This window comes from Streptomyces gossypii (assembly GCF_025165795.1).
In the GTDB taxonomy this organism is placed as follows: domain Bacteria; phylum Actinomycetota; class Actinomycetes; order Streptomycetales; family Streptomycetaceae; genus Streptomyces; species Streptomyces gossypii.
The window spans coordinates 21,070-36,334 of record NZ_JAJAGO010000001.1; the positions used below are offsets into that span (position 1 = coordinate 21,070).

The 15,265-nt window shown below is 69.4% G+C and carries 13 protein-coding genes and 1 pseudogene; 5 read left to right on the top strand and 9 right to left on the bottom strand.

Annotated elements, in window-relative coordinates:
• The first annotated feature begins 90 nt into the window (after window positions 1-90).
• Genes LHJ74_RS00070 through LHJ74_RS00085 form a run of 4 tightly spaced genes read left to right on the top strand, consistent with a single transcriptional unit; the run spans window position 91 to window position 6,756 of the window.
• Window positions 91-1,560, top strand: a complete 1,470-nt coding sequence (locus LHJ74_RS00070) for a DUF3375 domain-containing protein (protein ID WP_260215261.1) — start codon at window positions 91-93, stop codon at window positions 1,558-1,560.
• Entirely contained in the window at window positions 1,557-2,147 is a 591-nt protein-coding gene (locus LHJ74_RS00075; RefSeq protein ID WP_260215262.1) for a DUF4194 domain-containing protein, read from the top strand. The genes LHJ74_RS00070 and LHJ74_RS00075 overlap by 4 nt, the downstream gene beginning before the upstream one ends.
• Complete coding sequence (locus LHJ74_RS00080; RefSeq protein ID WP_260215263.1) at window positions 2,144-5,581, top strand: ATP-binding protein; 3,438 nt, start codon at window positions 2,144-2,146, stop codon at window positions 5,579-5,581. The genes LHJ74_RS00075 and LHJ74_RS00080 overlap by 4 nt, the downstream gene beginning before the upstream one ends.
• Window positions 5,578-6,756, top strand: coding sequence for a Wadjet anti-phage system protein JetD domain-containing protein (locus tag LHJ74_RS00085; protein ID WP_260215264.1), 1,179 nt, complete (start codon window positions 5,578-5,580; stop codon window positions 6,754-6,756). Before LHJ74_RS00080 ends, LHJ74_RS00085 begins: the two co-directional genes overlap by 4 nt.
• A 665-nt stretch (window positions 6,757-7,421) precedes the next feature.
• On the opposite strand, the gene LHJ74_RS00090 is transcribed toward LHJ74_RS00085, so the two are convergent.
• The 9 genes and pseudogenes from LHJ74_RS00090 to LHJ74_RS00130 form a co-directional block, all read right to left on the bottom strand.
• The gene (locus LHJ74_RS00090) at window positions 7,422-7,574 is read right to left on the bottom strand and encodes a hypothetical protein (RefSeq protein WP_260215266.1); all 153 of its coding nucleotides are present in this window, start codon (window positions 7,572-7,574) and stop codon (window positions 7,422-7,424) included.
• A gap of 487 nt (window positions 7,575-8,061) precedes the next feature.
• Window positions 8,062-8,700: a hypothetical protein gene (locus tag LHJ74_RS00095; protein WP_260215267.1), complete on the bottom strand. Its 639-nt coding sequence runs from the start codon at window positions 8,698-8,700 to the stop codon at window positions 8,062-8,064.
• 508 nt (window positions 8,701-9,208) lie between these two features.
• Window positions 9,209-9,988, bottom strand: a complete 780-nt coding sequence (locus tag LHJ74_RS00100; RefSeq protein WP_260215269.1) for an aldehyde dehydrogenase family protein — start codon at window positions 9,986-9,988, stop codon at window positions 9,209-9,211.
• Entirely contained in the window at window positions 9,985-10,848 is an 864-nt protein-coding gene (locus LHJ74_RS00105) for a hypothetical protein (RefSeq protein WP_260215270.1), read from the bottom strand. Before LHJ74_RS00105 ends, LHJ74_RS00100 begins: the two co-directional genes overlap by 4 nt.
• Before the next feature lie 589 nt (window positions 10,849-11,437).
• A complete protein-coding gene (locus tag LHJ74_RS00110; protein ID WP_260215271.1) occupies window positions 11,438-11,764 on the bottom strand; it encodes a hypothetical protein in 327 nt (108 codons plus the stop codon).
• Window positions 11,755-12,192, bottom strand: coding sequence for an ATP-binding protein (locus LHJ74_RS00115; RefSeq protein WP_311203243.1), 438 nt, complete (start codon window positions 12,190-12,192; stop codon window positions 11,755-11,757). The genes LHJ74_RS00110 and LHJ74_RS00115 overlap by 10 nt, the downstream gene beginning before the upstream one ends.
• A 161-nt stretch (window positions 12,193-12,353) precedes the next feature.
• Window positions 12,354-12,476 (bottom strand): annotated as a pseudogene (locus tag LHJ74_RS00120) (nucleotidyltransferase domain-containing protein); the annotation flags it as partial.
• An 85-nt stretch (window positions 12,477-12,561) separates the two neighbouring features.
• Window positions 12,562-13,062, bottom strand: coding sequence for a hypothetical protein (locus LHJ74_RS00125; protein ID WP_260215273.1), 501 nt, complete (start codon window positions 13,060-13,062; stop codon window positions 12,562-12,564).
• Between the two features lie 47 nt (window positions 13,063-13,109).
• Entirely contained in the window at window positions 13,110-14,489 is a 1,380-nt protein-coding gene (locus LHJ74_RS00130) for a helix-turn-helix domain-containing protein (RefSeq protein ID WP_260215275.1), read from the bottom strand.
• A 365-nt stretch (window positions 14,490-14,854) separates the two neighbouring features.
• Here LHJ74_RS00130 and LHJ74_RS00135 point away from each other — a divergent pair, with 365 nt between their 5' ends.
• On the top strand, window positions 14,855-14,986 hold the full coding sequence (locus LHJ74_RS00135) for a hypothetical protein (protein WP_260215276.1): 132 nt from the start codon (window positions 14,855-14,857) through the stop codon (window positions 14,984-14,986).
• Window positions 14,987-15,265: the final 279 nt, after the last annotated feature.

Consider the following 15,265-nt stretch of genomic DNA (forward strand, 5'->3'; position numbering starts at 1 on the left):
CCGGCTTTTGTCAGTGCTCGTCTTTAAGGTTTCCGTATCCGCTCCATCCGGGCGGATACGGAAACCGCAGGGGTGCGATCGGGGGGTTGCATGCAATTCGATCAGGTCACGGCTCTCACCAGCCACCCGGCATGGGTACTGCTGCGCGCGGACAACGCCGCCTTGGTGCTGTCGTTCTGCGGCACAGTGTTCGTCGACGAGAACGCGCGCGGTGTGCCGGAAACCGTACTGGAGTCCCGGCTGGACGACCGGCTCTACCTCCTCAACGAGGAAAAGCCCGGATCGTTTCCCCGGTCCGCCGGCGCCTATCTGGCGGAGTGGACGAAGAACAGCTGGCTGCGCAAGTACTACCCACCTGGGGAGGACGAGGCGCATTTCGACGCGACTGCGGCCCTCGAGAAGGCCGTGGCCTGGGTGCGGGACCTGCCCGCACGTTCGTTCATCGGAACCGAGTCTCGCCTGAACACCATCGTCGCGCTCCTGCGGCAGATGGCGTTCGGAACGGAGACCGATCCGCAGACACGCATCGATGAACTGCGCCGGGAGCGGGATGCGATCGACGCCCAGATCGCGCGGCTGCGCGCCGGTGAGGTCGACATGCTGTCCCCGCTCGCGCTGCTGGACCGCTACCAGCAGGTGGAGAGCACCGCGGGCGAACTCCTGCGGGACTTCCGCGAAGTGGAGGCCAATCTTCGGGAACTGGACGTACGTCTGCGCCACCAGGTCGCCACCGCCGAGGGCGGGAAGGGGGAGCAACTGGCCTCGTTCCTGCTGGACCGTGACGAGATCGCCCGGTCCGATCAGGGACAGAGCTTCCAGGCGTTCTTCGACTACCTCCTCTCCCCCCGCCGCCAGCAGGAACTGCGGGAGCTGCTGCAGCAGGTCAACCGGTTGCAGCAGTTGGGAGGCAGGGCCAACCAGAGCTTGCTGAAGATCCCCTTCGCCTGGCTGGAGGCGGCCGAGAACACCCAGGACACGGTCCGGCAGCTGACCGAGCAGCTGCGCCGCTTCCTAGTCGACCGCAGCCGAGCAGAGGACCGCCGTGTACTGGCGCTGATGCGCTCCATCCAGCGTCACGTCACCGTCCTGGAAGGCCAGGCCGACCTGCCCGGCATGGCGCTGGACGTCCCTCAGCCACATCTGACGCTGCCGATGGAGCGACGGCTGTACATGCCGGTCGAACGCATCGAGCTGGACACCGCCGCAGTGGAGGAATCCGACGACGCGGAGGTGGACATCTCCGAGCTCTTCTCCGGCGTCCACGTCGACACCGAGGCGCTGACCGGTCATGTTCTGGAGGCGGTCACCGCGAGCCCGAGCGGCCAGGCGAACCTGGCCGCCATCGTCGACGACCACCCGCTGACCCTGGGGCTCGCGGAACTGCTCGCCTACTTCCAGGTGGAGCACCCCGGCCTGGACATGATCGTGGACCCGGACCGCACCGACCTCCTGGTCTATCCGCGCGTCCATGTGCCCGGGCACACGCAGGCGAGAGTGCCACACGTGACGTTCGTACGCGACGAAGGCGGCACCACCGCCGGAAAGGCGGAGCAGGAATGAGCGACGCCCTGACCGTCCCCGTGGTCCACCTGCTGAAAGCGGGCGTACTTTATCAGAGCGATGCACCTGCCGTCTGGGAGCAGATCATCAGCCATCAGGCGGCAATCGGCGACTACCTCAGCGTGATCGGCCTCGATGTCGTCATCGACCGCGCCGAGGGCTACGCCTACGTCCGACAGCAGGATCTCGATTCCCGTGACGACGGCGTCCCGGTGCCGCGGCTGGTCACCCGCCACCGGCTCTCGTTCCCCGTCAGCCTGATGCTCGTCCTGCTGCGCGGACGACTCGCGGACAGCGACGCCGACTCCGCCGACCCGCGCCTGGTACTCACCCGCGACGACCTGGTCGAGATGATCCGCAGCTTCCTCCCACCACGCAGCAACGAAGCTCAGCTCGTCGACCAGATCGACGCCCACATCAAGAAGCTCGTCGACCTCAAGGCACTGCGCCAGACGAAACAGACCAGCACCTACGAGGTCCGCCGCCACATCAAGGCCCTGGTCGACGCCCAGGCCCTCAACGACTTCAACGACCTCCTCGCCACCTACCGCGACGCTGCCTCCACCACGGCCAAGGACGACACATGACCCTCACCACCGACCCGGCAGTGCTCATCCCACGGCAGGCAACGACCGCAGAGCCTGCCGGCAGGTTCGACGTCGGCCCCGGTTACAGGCTCGCCCGCCTAGAGGTGCTCAACTGGGGCACCTTCCACCGCACCACCTGCACCTTCACCATCGACGGGCACTGCACCCTGCTCACCGGGGGCGTGGGATCGGGCAAGTCCACCCTGGTGGACGCGCTCACCACGCTGCTTCTGCCCGCCCACAAGATCGCCTACAACAAGGCGGCGGGCGCCGATGCCAAGGAGCGCGACCTGCGGTCCTACGTCCTCGGCCATCACAAGAACGAGCGCGTCGAGGCCTCCGACACCACACGCCCCGTGGGACTGCGCGACCACACCTCCTACAGCGTGATCCTGGGCGTCTTCACCAACTACGCCCTCGGCGCCCACCTCACGCTCGCACAGGTCTTCTATTGGACATCCCCGACCAGCACCGGGCAGCCCGAGCGGTTCTACCTCACCGCCGAGGCACCGCTGTCCATCGACACCGACTTCACCGGCTTCGGCACCGACATCACCGACCTGCGTCGGCAGCTGAAACAGCGCGGGGCCACTATCCACGGCAGCACATACACCCAGTACGGCAAGGCACTGCTGAGAGGCCTGGGCATCCCCAGCCTGCAGGCCCTGGACCTGTTCCACCAGACGGTGTCGATGAAGGCCGTGGGCAGCCTGGACGAGTTCGTCCGCGAGCGGATGCTGGAGCCGTTCGACGCGAAGACAGCCGTCGACAAGATTGTTGCCCACTTCGACGCGCTCACCGCCAGCCACAACGAAGTCGTCCGGGCCCGTCGGATGATCGAGGACCTGACGCCGATCGTGGTGGCCTGCAACCGGTACGACACCGTCCAGGAGGAGATCCGCGCCCTGGACAAGCGCCGCAGTGCCATCCCCGCGTTCTTCGCCCAGCACCGCCATCGGCTCCTCACGAGACGTCACACCGCGCTTATGTCCGGTACGGCGGAACTGGAGGAACTGCAGTCCACTCGCGAACGGCAGCTGGAGCAGTTGCGCGGGACGGCCGACGGCCTGCGGCGCCGTATCGACGGCGTAGGCGGGGAGAAGCTCATCTCCCTGACCGGCCGGATCGAAGAACTCGGCCGCGAACGCGAACGGCGCCGCAAGCGCGCCACCGAGTACGGCGCCTGGCTCGCGCAGGCCGGCATGGATCCCGTCACCGACGCCGCCTCCTTCCGCGAGCGGACCGACCAGATCTCCACCGCCCGTTCCCGGGCCGAGGAACAAGAGCAGCAGGCCCGCGGGAAACTCGACGATCTCGCCATCGCGCGCCACGACAACACCACCGCGACCGATGCGCTGCGACGCGAGATCACCAGCCTGCAGCAGCAGCGCTCCAGCATCCCCGCCCAACTGCTGGCCCTGCGTCGCGAACTCGCCACCGCCACGGGCGTCTCCGACGAGGTCCTGCCGTTCGCCGGCGAGCTGATCCAGGTCCGCGACGACGAATCCGAGTGGGCCGGCGCCGCCGAGCGCGTACTGCACGGGTTCGCCTTGTCCCTGCTGGTCCCACAGGCCCACTACGACACCGTCTCGGCCTGGGTCAACGGCCGTCACCTGGGCCTCAGACTGGTCTACTACCGGGTCCCCGCCCACACACCCATCACCACGCTGCCGGACGACTCCACCCTGCTGACCGGCAAACTCCAGCTCAAATCCGACAACTGGGCCCGCGACTGGCTCGCCGCGCGGCTGCGCTCGCGTGCCGACTACCTGTGCACCGAAGACCTGGACGCATTCGCCCGCGCCACCCGGCCCGCCGTCACCCGGCAGGGCCTTATCAAGGGCGGCGGAGGCCGCCACGAGAAGAACGACACCCACCGCATCGACGACCGGCGCAGCTGGGTGCTGGGCTGGAGCAACCAGGCCAAGCTCGACGCTCTCCTCGCCGAGGCCACCTGCCTCACCCGCGAAAGCGCCGACATCACCACGGCCACCAGGGAACTCGAGAAGCAGCAGCAGGCCCGCACCGGAACCGGTGCCGCCCTCACCCTGCTGGCCAGCGTCGACACCTACGCGGAACTCGACTGGCAGAGCACCGTCGCGGACATCGAGCAGTTCGAGCAGCAGAAGAGCGCCCTGGAAGCAGAAGCCGGTCTGGACAAGCTCACCGCGCAGCTCCGGCGGACCGAGGACGAGATCGTACAGAGCAGCAAGACGTTCACCACGGGGCAGGAGGAGCTGGGCGGCCTGCGCCGCGACGTCCAGCACATCGCCGACCTGCTGGGCAGGACCACCACGTTCCTCGCGAAGTGCGACCTCGACGGCATGGCGGAGCACGAGGAAGCCCTGAGGAAGTTCCTGCCCGCAGCCGACGGCGACGGCCTCCTGGAGATGCTGGACGACGCCGAGCGCCATGCCGAAGCACGTCTGCTGCGCAGCAGCGGCAGTCGCCACGACGCCCTGCGCCACGCCGGCAGCCAGGCAGCAGGGCTGATGACCGCCTTCCGCGGCAGGTACCCGGTCCACACCGCCGAGTTGGACAACACCATCGAATCCGCCGGCGGCTACCGCGCGTTGCACAGTCGGCTCACCGACGAGGACCTGCCCCGATTCGAGGAGCAGTTCCTTCTGTACCTGCGCACCAACGTCATCCGTGACATCGCTTCCTTCCAGGCCCATCTCGGTGCTCAGGAGCTGCAGATCCGCGAGCGCATCCACGTGATCAACACCTCGCTGGCCGGCATCGACTACAACCCGGGCCGCTACATCCGGCTCAACGCCGCCCCTACGCCGAACAAGGAGGTCCGCGAGTTCCAGCACGACCTGCGCGCCTGTACCAGCGAAGCGCTCTCGAATGACGCCGATGATGCGTACAGCGAAGAGAAGTTCCTCCAGGTCAAGGCGCTCCTCGACCGCTTCAAGGGCCGCCCGGAGCACACCCGTTTCGACAAGGAGTGGACCGCCCGGGTCACCGACGTGCGGCGCTGGTTCGTCTTCTCCGCCAGCGAGCTCAATCGCGAGGACGACGCCGAGTACGAGGTCCACTCCGACTCCGGCGGCAAGTCCGGCGGCCAGAAGGAAAAACTCGCCTACACCATCCTCGCGGCTTCCCTCGCCTACCAGTTCCGCATCGACCCCACCACCGTCAAACCCAAGACCTTCCACTTCGTCACCATCGACGAAGCTTTCGGACGCGGTGACGACCCCTCCGCCCACTTCGCCCTCGACTTGTTCCAGCGCCTGGGCCTGCAACTCCTCGTCGTCACCCCGCTCCAGAAACTCCATGTCATCGAGCCCCACGTCACCCGTGTCGGCTACGTCGACCGCCCCGACAAGACCCGCTCCCGCCTGAACAACCTCACCATCGAGGAGTTCCGTGCCCACAGGCAGGCAGCAGCCCAGCAGGCGAACCAGCCCCCGAAGGAGCAGTCGTGACCCCGACAGAATGGACCCGCCCCGAGCATGTGGTGAAAATCCTGCGCCGCAAGTGGACCAGCGGCCGCTACCTCACCGCTGCCGCAGGCGGACACCCCTTCGAACCCATCGGAGTGTCGCTGAAGGGCCCGACCGCGGCCGATGCCCTGCAGTACTACGAGCAAGCACTCGCCTGGGCCCAGTGCTGGGCCCCCGACCGGAACCCCCATCTGCGCATCCAGACCAAATCCATCGGAGGCCGCAACGGCACCCCGTCGAACACCGTCCCGGCCCGAGCCTGGGTAGACAGCCGCGACCGCCTCTGGACGCTGCTCCGCGTCACCACCCAGGTCGACCACTTCCGCACCCTGCACGAGCAGACCTCACGCCAGGACCCCGGCATCGCACGGTGGATGACCGACCACCCCATGAAGGTCCTCGCCCACGCCGCAGACTGGCACCGGCTCGTGCACACCACGTGCTGGATCCGCGACCACGACACCGAGGCGGTCTACCTGCGCGAGATCGACACCCCTGGCGTGGACACCAAGTTCATCGAGACCAACAAAGGTATCCTCGCCGAACTTCTCGACTGCGTGCTCCCTGAAAGCCGCGTCAACGCCAGCGCACCGAAGAGCGATCTAGTCGCACGGTACGGCTTCCGCACCAAGCCCATCTACGTCCGTCTGCGCTACCTCGGCGCCTCTCCCCTGCCCTTCAGCGAACTCACCGTCCGCGCCGAGGAACTGGCCGACTGGCCCCCCGGGGTGCGCACCGTCTTCGTCCTTGAGAACGAGATCACCTACCTCTCGCTGCCGCCGGTCCCCGACGCCATCGCCATCCTCGGCTCCGGATACGCCGCCGCCCTGCTGCGTCACCTGCCCTGGCTCGACGACGTCGATCTCTGTTACTGGGGCGACATCGACACCCATGGCTTCGCCATCCTCAACCAGGTCCGAGGACGCTTCCCGCACACCACGTCACTGCTCATGGACCGCGCCACCCTCCTCGCCCACGAGTCCCACTGGGGCCAGGAGAAGAGCCAGGCACGCGGCGGCCTGACGCACCTCACCCCCGAGGAGGCCCACCTCGAGCAGGATCTGCGGACCGGCGCCTACCGGCCGCACCTGCGCCTGGAGCAGGAGCGCATCGCCATCACCGCCGTGCGAGAGGCTCTGACGCGGCACCGAGAGTGACACCGGGGCTGCGGACGGCCGCATGCCAGGACCGTGGTCGAGGACGAGGCCACTCCCGCGGCCGGCCGGCCGAGCGGTCTGCGGCTCCCTGCGCTCCAGCCTCCGTACCGGGCCCGCGGCGTACGGGTCACGGCCGAGCTCGACGAACGTGCTCGAATCTTCGTCACCCGCCAGCACTGATCGGCAGCCAGTCGGTCAACCTATGCAGCCTGACGACAACAACCCGCCTCGACGAACGGAACCAGCAGTGACCGATACCTGGAACGGCGAACCGCTGGCAGACGCCACGAGCGCGAACGAGGACATCCACTACCGGATCCACGACGCCGACAGCGGAGCGCTACTGGGATTCGGCACGGGCCGTGGTGGTGCGCTGGGAGCAGTGGTGGCCCACTGCCGGCGTGTGGAAGACGCCCACCCTGGCCGCCATCTGGTCATCCGCGCCTACGACGGTCCAGCGGGGCCGGCTTTCGACCGCCCGGCAGGACCGGAACGCTTTCACCGCCGTCGCCGGAATGCGGCCACCGCGAGCCCCCATACCCGTCGGTCTACAGCCCCGCCCGTCGGTAGGCGACGGGGCGGGGCTGCTGCTCAGGTGGTCATGCGGCGGTGGTAGTCCTCGACCTGCTTTGCCAGGTCGTCTTCGGGGATGCCGGTGAAGGCGCTCAGGACAGGCCCGTCCTGAGTCCGGCCGGCGCGGACTCGTGCAGGGCCTGGTTGATCCGGGCCCTGGCGTTGCCGAGGGAGACCATGCCGAGCTCGACACCATCGGCGGCCGGCAGCGTCCCTTCGATCTTCAGCTCCGCCAGGTCGCGCACCGCACTGGTGATCAGGTAGGTGACGAAGCTCGGCGTGTCGGAAGGTACGTTGCCCGCCCAGGCTCGCTCGTGTGGTTCCGGGGAAATGTTGGAAGCGTACGGGGAACGGCAATCGGTGATGTACTCCCATACCCACCGGTAGGACAGCGGAAGTCTGCTGGTGCGAAGACTCAGTTCCTCATACAGCTCGAAGGCCGAGCGGCGTTCGGCAGGCGCCTTGGCCTGGTCTTGGGCCAGCAGCGCATCCAGAAGTTGAACGGGCCTCGCCCAGCTGCTCCTCGTCGGTCGGGAGGGAATGCGGCAGCGGCAGCACGGTCGAGATCGCCTCCATGACCGTCTGGGCGGGACACACCGTACCGGGCGGCCAGCGACCTCGGCAGCCTGTCGCCGCCGCGGTGGTCGCGGCGGATCGCTTCAAAGAGTTATGTACCTGGCTCGGCCATCATCTACTCCTGTTTTCCCACGGTTGGTTGGATTCCTGCGCGCCTCATGCTGCCCGGCCGGGTGCTGGTGTGCCGCCCGCGTCAGGACGCACGGCGGCTGGCCGCCCGGAACGCGAGGTGGGGGCGGCGAAGTGCCGCTTCGGGCCCGGTGCCCGGTGTTCATACAGGCCGCAGGCGTGGGCTGCTTCGGTCACAGCCGCGTGGTCCCAGGACCTGAGGTGGGGCGTGGAAGTGTTGTCCGCACGCCCCTCCAGCTGCCCGAAGTGGCAGGCTGCCTCGGTCAAGTCCTCTGCCCAGGACGGTGTCCGCATCTCCCGGCCACGGCCCGTTCGGGCCGGGAGGTCCGTCTGGGCGGCGAAAACCCGCACCGCCAGCGCCGCAGCGTGGACGGGATGGGCGATGCGCGCGTGCAGTCGGTGCGCGAGGAGCGCGGTCGGCTCGTCGGGCTCGGGCGGGAAGTGGTCGGCGGCGGGCAGCGGGAGCACCGCGCGGCCCAGGCGGCGGGCCGCTGCCTCGATGTGGCTGCGGCCGGGCGTACGGCGGGTGGGCAGCAGGAAGCACGGCTCGCCCTCGTCTGGCGGGAACTGCCCATTTGCCTCCCACCACGCGAACCGGCCGGCGGCCGACGGTGGAGCAGGCGCGGGAGCGGCCACGGCGCAGCGGGTCGCGGCCAGGGTGTGCACCGCTTCATGCGGGAGACGGCGAGCGCGGTGGCCAGAGCGGGCGGCAACGGGCCGTGGCACAGCAGGGTCAGCCGGATTTTGTTGAGCTCTCGCAGGGCGAAGAGGTGCTCGAAGTGCCGGGAGCCGATGCGATGGGCCCGGGTGACGACGACATGACCGATGCGCAGCGCGGATATCCAGGCGGCGACCGCGCGCCAGGCGGTCTCGGTGTTGCCACTCCAGTAGGTGCCGTCCGCGCTGCCTACCGGCGCGAGGTGTTTACCCATGCTGCGCAGCAGGTCGTGGGCCAGGGAGGCGGGAGCGCTCGCCACCGGGGTGGGGTGGACGGTGATGCGACCCCGCGCGGGGGTGTGAGCGGCCAGCGCGGCGGCCATGAAGGCGCAGTCGTCGTTTGAATCGTGCACCACGGTGAGCAGGGGCAGGCCGGGGCTGGTGTGGCCGGGTGACCATGTGAGCTTCCACGCTCCGGTGGTGGTGGCGGGCACGGCGGTCGTACGAGGCATCGGCATCATCGCGGCCTGGGTGGTGATGAGTCAGCGGGCACCGACGCGCAGCCGTCTGCGGCGGTCTCTGCGTCCGTGAGGGGGCGGGCGGCCAGACCGAGGGCGAACAACACGTCCGGGTGGGCAGCCGGCTGTTCGCCGGAGAGGGCGAGCAGACGCCGGTTGGCCAGACGCGGGATCTGCTCGGCGGGCAGGTCGGGGGTAAGGCCGCGGGCGGTGTGGTGCAGCAGGCGAGTTAGGGCGGCGGCCTCGCCGGGGGCGAGGGAGGCGGCGGTGTGGCCGCAGTTGTGCAGGTTCTGCCGCTGCTTGGGGGCTAGCAGGTCGGGCACGCAGGTCAAGTGGATGGTGGTGTCGGTGTGGACGAGCCGGTGAGGGCTGCTGGGCTGCTCGAGGTGTGTGGCCAGGGCGGTGGCGGCGCGCTTGAGGCGGTGCGGGGTCCATTCCAGGGCGGAGGCCAGTTCGTCGGGGTGGATGCGGTCGGCTTCGAGCAGGGCGGCGTGCAGCACGGTGGCGTGGTCGGCCGCCCTCGGGGCGGGACGGCGGTTCGGTGCGGGCTGGCGCAGGAGGCATTCCGCGGAGGTGTTCAGGGCGCGGGCGAGGACGAACAGGGCCGCGGCGGGGAGGGTGTGCGGAGTGAGGTGGCTGTCCCAGTCGGCGGTGGGGATGCCGGTCAGCGCGGTCAGGTCCTCGTCGGTGAGCCGGCACTCCGCAGCGCGTGTCCGCCAGAACTTCAGGTCGAACGCGACCGCGGACGTACCGCCGGGCGGCGGTGTCTGGTCGGTCACGGGCGTAACTCCACAGGGCGGGGCAGGACGTCGGGGGCGGGCGGAGTGGTGGTGTGCAGGTGCCAGCAGCGGGCGCCGGTGTGCCAGTCATCCCCGGAATGGGGGTTGGCCAGGGCGGGGATCGGGAGGCCGGCGTCGGTGATGAGGGCTTCGAGGCGTGGCGTGGTGCCGAAGCAGTTCGCGAACAGGCCGTGATTGTCGGCAGTACGCGGGGTGCGGCGGCGGAAATCGACGGCAGCGTGCAGCAGGGGGCGGGCGCGGGGCGGGATCGCGTACACGTGCCGGGGCCCGGGAGGTTCGCCGATGTTGATCCGCGAGTCGCGGTCGATGGCCACGGTGGTGCCGGAATCGCCGACGCTCGCTATCTGGGTCATCGACAGCAGCGACTTGTCGGTGCCGGTGCACAACAGGGCCGCGATAGCAGCGGCGCGCAGCGGGTTGGGCAGGCGCACGGTGATCGTGTGCACGACGCGCGGGGTGAGGGGCACGGTGGTGAAGCCGGGGCCCGCGCGGCTGGTGAGGTCGTCGGGCACGTTGAGCAGCACCGAGCGGGTAAGAAAGCCGGCCTGGGCGCCGCGAACGCGGGCCACGGTGTGCTGGACGCTGGGACTTGAGACGGTCAGGCGGGCCAGGAACAGCCGCAATGCCTCGGTCTCTTGCAAGCTGAAGGGGGTGGGCCCGGCCGGGCTGGCGGCGGGTTCGGTTGCCTCCAGCCGGGGTGGCTGGGCCGGCAGGCGGGCCAGCCAGGTGCGGGCGGCGGCGTAGCCAGCACGGTACTGACCGTCGGTGTGGGCGAAGTCGGTGGCGTTTTGGCGGCGCCAGCAGTCCGCGCGGAAGGCGGCCACCGAGCTGCGCGACATCGTGGGCAGCGGGTGAGCGTGATCACGCGGTGGTGGGCCGTACCGGCGGGCGGGCGGCGGCCAGGCCGATCGCGCCGAAGACAGCGGCCGTGCCGCGTACGGTCGCCACCTCTACCAGCCCGGCGGCTGTGATGTGTTCGAGCAGGCGCTGGAAGTCGGCCAGGCTCCAGGGTGTGGGCCAAGAGGGTCAGGCGGATGCCAGTGTCCGCGCGCCACGCGGCCAGGCGGCGCAGCCGCTCGGTGGTGAGGCGGTGGGCGCGCAACACGATGACCTCGTCAACGCCAGTGGCCAGGGTCCAGCACGTCACCGCCCGCCAGGCGGGGTCGGTGGACATCCGCTCGGCCTCGGGTCGGGAGAACCCGTCGCGGCCCATGGCGCGCAGTACGTCCAGCGCGAGGTAGGCCGGGCTGGTGGTGTGCGGGGTGGGGTCGACGGTGATCCGGCCGCAGGCGGGATCGGCCCACTGGTAGGCGGCTCGGTGTACCGCGTGGTCGTCGTCGCCGTCCAGCAGCCTCACCGGCCGCGCCGCCGGGGCCGCCGGCGGTGTAGCGGCCCGTGAGGCAGGGGCGGGGGGAAGTGTGGGTGCGGTCATGGGCGGCGTCCGCCATCGACCCGGTCGGCCACGGCCTGCAGCAGGTCCGGATCGGGCGTGCTCGCTTTGGTGGCGGCCAGAGCCCGCTGGGTGTGGTGGGTGAGCACGGCCCAGCGGCGCAGAGCGCCGTCGGCGATACGGGCGTCCAGCGCCTTGAGGTCGTCGGGCGGGACGCTCTGCCACACGGGGTGCAAAGCGGGAACCGCCTTCGGGACCTGGTCACGGGTGAGCGGCCAGATGTAGGGCCAGCCGGCGGTGCGGGTAGCGAGCATCCGCTGGGCGCGCAAGGAGCGTTCGCCGCGCGCCTGGGCGGTCAGGACCACGCACAGCCCTTGGGGAGGTCGTCGTGGAGGAAACGCAAGTACTCGAAGCAGGACGCCGACAACCGGTGGGCGTCCTCGACCACGACGATCCGCGGCCCCTGGGCCAGGGTGCGGCGGATCAGCGTGTCGGCGGCCCCGGGGTCGGCAGGCGCCTCACCGCGGAGCTTCAGTGCCTTGTGGAGGGCGGCGCGCAGGTCCGCTGGCGCCGGAAGGGCCCGGAAGTCCAGTGGCAGCAGCTCACCAAGGCGGCGTGCGGCGGTGTGGACGGCGAAGGTCTTGCCGACCCCGGCCTCGCCCAGCACGCACACGAACCGGCCCCGTCGAAGGCTTCGATCATGTGGTCGCGTGGGGCCCGGCCTGCCTCGGGGTCGGGGGTGATGGCGGCGAGCCGGGTGCGGGCGGCATCGACGAGCTCGCCCCGTGTCCACAGCAAGGTCAGCTCGAACCCTTCCGCTTCGAGGGTCTTGCGTTCACCAAAGTGGATCTGCAGGCCGCGGCTGTTGCCCTTCAAGGCGCGCTTCATCGAGGCGGAGGGGTCACGGCCGTAGGACAGGGCGTGAAGGAATTCGGAGGTGAGACGGTCGTCGCGGCGGTGTTCCACGACCAGGTCGACATCCGAGGGGTTCAGTGCGCCGCGTGCGTAGGAGCCGAAGACGAGGATCTCGTCGATGAGGTCCAGCGGCCAGGCTCCCTCTTCCAGCCGGTCAAGCATGTCGTTCAGGAGTGTGGTGGCGCGCTCGCGTTTCAGCAGGACCTCCGCTGGTCGGTTCGGATGCCGGTGGCGTGGGCTGGTGGTTTCAGCCGGTCTGCCGTGGGGTGGCGGGGGCTCGGGAGATGATCCTGCTGAGGGTCCCGGTGTAGGTGGTGCCCAGTTCGGTCACGGTCCCGGGGAAGGGGCCCGAGCTGTGCCGCAGGGCGCTGACATAGTTTTCCGGCAGGAGCACCCGGTCTCCGACTTCGAGCGTGCCGGGTCCGCCACATCGGTATCCGTAGCCGTCGACGGTGACGACCTGGTCGCCATCGACATCGAAGCGGCGGTTCTTGGCGTCGAGCTCTTCCCGCAGGGTTCGTATCTGGCGCTCCAGGCGTTCGACCTGGGCGGCCTCTGCGCGTTGTCTCCACGCTCTTTCCTTCGCCCGGCCGGTCTCCAGGCCCTGCCCGTATGCCTCCACGAGGGCCTTCTCGTGGTCGGTGGTGTGCAGCTTGCAGGCGAATCCCGGTCCGGAGAACTGCGCGCGGCAGGGAGCGCCGGACTTGGTGGGGCGCCCGCAGGGCCGGTGATGTACCTCGTCGAACACGGAGTTTCCTCACAGAGTGGTAGGGCCGGGGCAGGTGTGGCGGTGACCTACGGCAGGGTGGTCGGCAGTGAGATCACCGGCTGGGAAATGGTCTGCGGGATGCAGGCGGGAGTGGTGCGGCCTGCCTGCTTGCAGGTCAGGGCGAGGAGCTGGAGGTAGCCGAGGGAGACCGGCCGTCCAGGAAGCTTGCCCGTCGCCTGCTCGAAGCGCTGCAACGTGGCGGGCTTGATGCCCAGGTAGCGGGCGGCGTCGTGGAGATCGAGCCCTGCGGCTTCGCGGGCTTCCCGGAGAGGTTCGGCGTTGTCGTGCCAGACCTGCGGCGCCGGCTCGGTGCTCTCCCGGGCGACACCGGCCCGGGCCGTGGCAAGGGCTGCCTGGATTCGGTCGTTACGGGGTCCGAGCAGGAACCGGGCCAGCCGGGCAGCGTCGGCCTTGCGGTCGACGCCCTCGCTCCAGGGCCGGGAGGCTTCCTCGAACACGCGGCCTCGGGCCGTGGCACAGTCCTCGCGCTCAGCGAGGTCGGTGCCGTAGGTGCGGTGCCGGTCGCTGGTGCAGACCAGCGTGCTGTCCCTCGCGAGCTCCATATCGCGGTCCTCGTCGTCGCTCTCGATCCCGTTGATCACTTCCCGGACCTGCTGGCGTTCCTGTGGGGACAGGACGCTCGCGAGTGCCTCCGCGGCCGCCTGGGCTTCGTGACGGCCCGCAGGCTCGAAGCCTGCGCCCCAGGCGTGGGATGCGTCTTCGCCCTCCGCCTTCTGGAAAGCCACGTCCATGGCTTCGAAGGTGTGCGGGCTCCAGGCGTGCATCATCAGGATGATTTCCCGCAAAGCCTCCTGGGTGGCCGGCTCCGTCTCCTGAACGGCACTGTTGCTGTGTCGCCGCCGGGTTCCGGTCATCCAGTCGGTGAAGGCTTCGGGCCGGCGGGGATCGGACAGCTGTGCGTCGGCGAACCAGCGTGCCGCTCTCACGACACAGGCATGCGCGTGCTGGATGACGGCGTACCAGCCGAACAGCGCCTGCCGGTAGTCCTCCACATGCCGGTCCTCGGCGAAGGTTCCGGCCCGCGTGCGGCAGTGCTGCGGGCATTCCGCCGCACTCACCCGATACAGGGCGGCACGGGTCTCGGGAAACGTCAGCAGAGCAGCGTCCAGGTGCTCGTACTTGGGCCCACGGTCGCGCCGCTTCTCAAGCCCGTGCTCAAGGAAGACATCGAAGCGGGGTTCCTCACGCCAGTGAGCCGCCGCGCTGCGGACACGCACGTCGCCCTGCCACGCTCCGGTCGCGATGACCTCCCGCAACGCCGAGGCCACGTCCCGGCGCAGGGCCGCACCCCATGCGATCAGAATCGGCAGGCACTGAGGGTCGTCCCTCAACGCGGACAGCACCACATTGACGTCATCGTGACGGTGAAGATAGCGCTGGAACACGAACCCCCCATTTGATGCAGCAGACCCGGCCCTGGCACCCCCGTGGGCGCGTGGAGCGCAGCACCTTCATCCTGCACTACGGCTCGGACACCCGGCCCCGCAGTTGACTGGGCCACCTAGCCGGGACGCGAAACGGAAGGGACTGGCCGTCTTCTCCGTGCGTCCCGGTATCACTCTCCTGCAGGTGATGGCTCTAGGTGAGGACAAGCCGGCCCTGGCCCTTCCCCGCAGTGGGGGTCACTCCCAGCTCGGATGGCGCGGACGTGGACGGGCACCAAGTCGCTCCCGTACCGCTGCATGTCGGACGAGGCCGGCCCTTCAGCCTTGAGCTGACCCGCGCTCCACATTGGTGGGAGGGCGAAGACGTGCAGAGCCGGTGGCGCGACACCTGGCTCAACAAACCGATGCGGTTGGTGTTCCACTGCACGAAGGGCGACGACCAGTGGATCGTCCCGCTCGAGGTCGACGTGCCCACTACTCCAGTCCGAGGGCTGTAGCTGATGCTGCTGAGGCAAGACCTGCCGACACACCGGCAGCAGCACCCCGGGCCCGTCGAAGCAGGGCAGTTCACCCGTACGGGCGCGCCAGAGGGTAGAGGCGATCTCGACGGAGCCGGTCCTCCCGTGGGTTGGTGCGGCGGCCGGACTGTGCGGCGGCCGTCGGGTTGACGCTGCTGTGGTCTCCTGACCCGGGCTTCGGGTACGGCCGCGACGGCAGGCATGCTCAGCCCGGAGGGTGGTTCGCCCGGCCTTTCGAGCTCCGCGCTGGCGAAGGCG

Excerpts from the sequence above, each read along its gene's own strand:
- LHJ74_RS00070 (WP_260215261.1), top strand. The coding sequence starts at position 91 with ATGCAATTCGATCAGGTCACGGCTCTCACCAGCCACCCGGCATGGGTA.
- LHJ74_RS00075 (WP_260215262.1), top strand. The coding sequence starts at position 1,557 with ATGAGCGACGCCCTGACCGTCCCCGTGGTCCACCTGCTGAAAGCGGGC.
- LHJ74_RS00080 (WP_260215263.1), top strand. The coding sequence starts at position 2,144 with ATGACCCTCACCACCGACCCGGCAGTGCTCATCCCACGGCAGGCAACG.
- LHJ74_RS00105 (WP_260215270.1), bottom strand. The coding sequence starts at position 10,848 with ATGTCGCGCAGCTCGGTGGCCGCCTTCCGCGCGGACTGCTGGCGCCGC.